We start from the raw sequence: 2,101 nt of genomic DNA on the forward strand, positions 1-2,101 counted from the left end.
GGGCTGCTGCTCGACACCCACCGCACCCGTGGCCTGGACGCGATCGCCCAGGTCGACCTCGGGGTCCGCAAGCACCGCCACCGCAGCCTGCGCGCCCTCGGCGTCACCGCGGCGGAGGTGCTCGACGTGGCGCTGCGCCGCTGCGCGGTCCTCGACGAGGGCCCGCGGCCGCTGACCCAGTTCGTGCCCGTCGACGGCCACTGGCTGCCCGAGACCCACGACGTGGCCACCGGCGACCGGCCCCCGATCCGCGAGCTGCTGCGCGCGGCGGGCCCCTGACCGACGTCGTCGGGGGCTCGTGCCACCATCGCCCCATGGGCAGCGCGCTGGTCTACGTCCTCGTCGTCGGGGTCGTCGCGGCCGTCATCTACGTGGCGACGGCGCTGCTGGCCGGACGGGGCGAGGAGCTCGAGCCGATGCCGCCCGGCGCCACGCCGACCCGGCTGCCCGCGCGGGACCTCACCGCGGCCGACGTCCGCGGGCTGCGGTTCCAGCAGGCCTTCCGCGGTTACCGGATGAGCGAGGTGGACTGGGCGCTCGACCGGCTCGCGGCCGAGGTGGACGCGCTGCGCGCCCGCCTCGCCGTCCACGAGGGCACGCCGGCCGCGGCGCCGGCCCCCGAGCAGGAGCCGGAGGCGCACACCGACGTGGTGCTCCCGGAGCCCGACCCCACGCCCACCGACCCGACCGCCGGCGTCCCCTCGACGTCGGGCACCCAGAAGGACACCGCCCATGGCCACGCGTGACATCACCGTCGGCGTCGACATCGACGCGCCCCAGGACCTGGTGTGGAAGGCGGTCACCGACTGGGAGTCCCAGGGCGACTGGATGCTCGGCACCGCCGTGCGGGTGACCCGGGGGGACGGCGTCGGCGTCGGCTCCGAGCTCGCCGCGACCACCGGGGTCGGCCCGCTCGGGGTCACCGACACGATGCGGATCGTCGGGTGGGACCCGCCGCACCGGGCCACCGTGGTGCACACCGGGTCGTTCGTGCGCGGCTCCGGCACCTTCACCGTGGTCGAGCGCGGCCCGCACGCGTCGCGCTTCGAGTGGGGCGAGCGGCTCGACCTGCCGCTGGGTCTGCTCGGGGCGCTGGGCTGGCCGCTCGTCGCGCCGCTCTTCCGGCTCGGGCTGGTGTACTCGCTGCGCGGCCTCGCCCGGCGCTGCGCGGTCGAGGCGGGCACGCAGGCGTCGTGACCGGGGCGATCGTCGGCGAGGACGGGATCGCCCGCTGCCCGTGGGGCGCCGGGGACCCGCTGCTGCGCGAGTACCACGACACCGAGTGGGGCCACGAGCTCCACGGCCGCGACGCGCTCTACGAGCGGCTCTCGCTCGAGGGGTTCCAGTCGGGCCTGTCGTGGCTGGTGATCCTGCGCAAGCGTCCGGCGTTCCGCGCGGCCTTCGCGGGGTTCGACGCCGAGGCGGTCGCCGCGTTCGACGACGCCGACGTCGAGCGCCTGCTCGCCGACGCCGGGATCGTGCGCAACCGCGCGAAGATCGTCGCCGCGGTGGCGAACGCCCGCGCGGTGCTCGCGGTGGAGCGCGACGGCCCCGGGCTGGACGCGCTGCTGTGGTCCTTCGCGCCCGACCCCCGGCCCGCGCCGCCGGAGACCCTCGAGGGCGTCCAGGCCACCACGCCGGCGTCGACGGCGATGGCGAAGGAACTGCGCCGGCGCGGCCTGCGCTTCGTCGGCCCGACCACCTGTCACGCGTTGATGCAGGCCACCGGCATGGTCGACGAGCACCTCGCCGGGTGCTTCCGCAGCGGCGGGTCGTGACCGCCCGACCGGCGCGCCGCGCCCGATGATCGCTCCGGTGTCGTGCCCGACGGACGGATGGGGAAGAATCACCGCGCGGCGTACGACGCCCACCGCTGGTGGCGCCGGTCCGGCGTCGCCGAGGACCGTGTGGAGGGAGTGCGACTATGGCGGCCATGAAGCCCCGGACCGGTGACGGTCCCCTCGAGGTCACCAAGGAGGGGCGCGGCATCGTCATGCGCGTGCCGCTCGAGGGTGGGGGCCGGCTCGTCGTGGAGATGACCGCCGACGAGGCGAGTGACCTCCGGGAGGCGCTCACCTCCGTCTCGCCCTGACCGGGTGAC

The 2,101-nt window shown here is 76.2% G+C and carries 4 protein-coding genes and 1 pseudogene; all 5 read left to right on the plus strand.

Annotated features, from left to right (window positions below; translation table 11 throughout):
- Window positions 1-279 (plus strand): annotated as a pseudogene (locus AC0CYZ_RS16090) (glucosyl-3-phosphoglycerate synthase); the annotation flags it as partial.
- Between the two features lie 35 nt (window positions 280-314).
- The gene (locus AC0CYZ_RS16095; RefSeq protein WP_472217081.1) at window positions 315-746 is read left to right on the plus strand and encodes a DivIVA domain-containing protein; all 432 of its coding nucleotides are present in this window, start codon (window positions 315-317) and stop codon (window positions 744-746) included.
- A complete protein-coding gene (locus AC0CYZ_RS16100; protein ID WP_472217083.1) occupies window positions 733-1,197 on the plus strand; it encodes an SRPBCC family protein in 465 nt (154 codons plus the stop codon). Before AC0CYZ_RS16095 ends, AC0CYZ_RS16100 begins: the two co-directional genes overlap by 14 nt.
- Window positions 1,194-1,778, plus strand: coding sequence for a DNA-3-methyladenine glycosylase I (locus tag AC0CYZ_RS16105; protein ID WP_472217085.1), 585 nt, complete (start codon window positions 1,194-1,196; stop codon window positions 1,776-1,778). The genes AC0CYZ_RS16100 and AC0CYZ_RS16105 overlap by 4 nt, the downstream gene beginning before the upstream one ends.
- A gap of 146 nt (window positions 1,779-1,924) precedes the next feature.
- On the plus strand, window positions 1,925-2,092 hold the full coding sequence (locus AC0CYZ_RS16110; protein WP_472217087.1) for a DUF3117 domain-containing protein: 168 nt from the start codon (window positions 1,925-1,927) through the stop codon (window positions 2,090-2,092).
- Window positions 2,093-2,101: the final 9 nt, after the last annotated feature.

Source organism: Actinomycetospora sp., assembly GCF_055612215.1.

Coding starts and splice junctions, on each gene's coding strand:
- AC0CYZ_RS16095 (WP_472217081.1), top strand. CDS start 315: ATGGGCAGCGCGCTGGTCTACGTCCTCGTCGTCGGGGTCGTCGCGGCC.
- AC0CYZ_RS16100 (WP_472217083.1), top strand. CDS start 733: ATGGCCACGCGTGACATCACCGTCGGCGTCGACATCGACGCGCCCCAG.
- AC0CYZ_RS16110 (WP_472217087.1), top strand. CDS start 1,925: ATGGCGGCCATGAAGCCCCGGACCGGTGACGGTCCCCTCGAGGTCACC.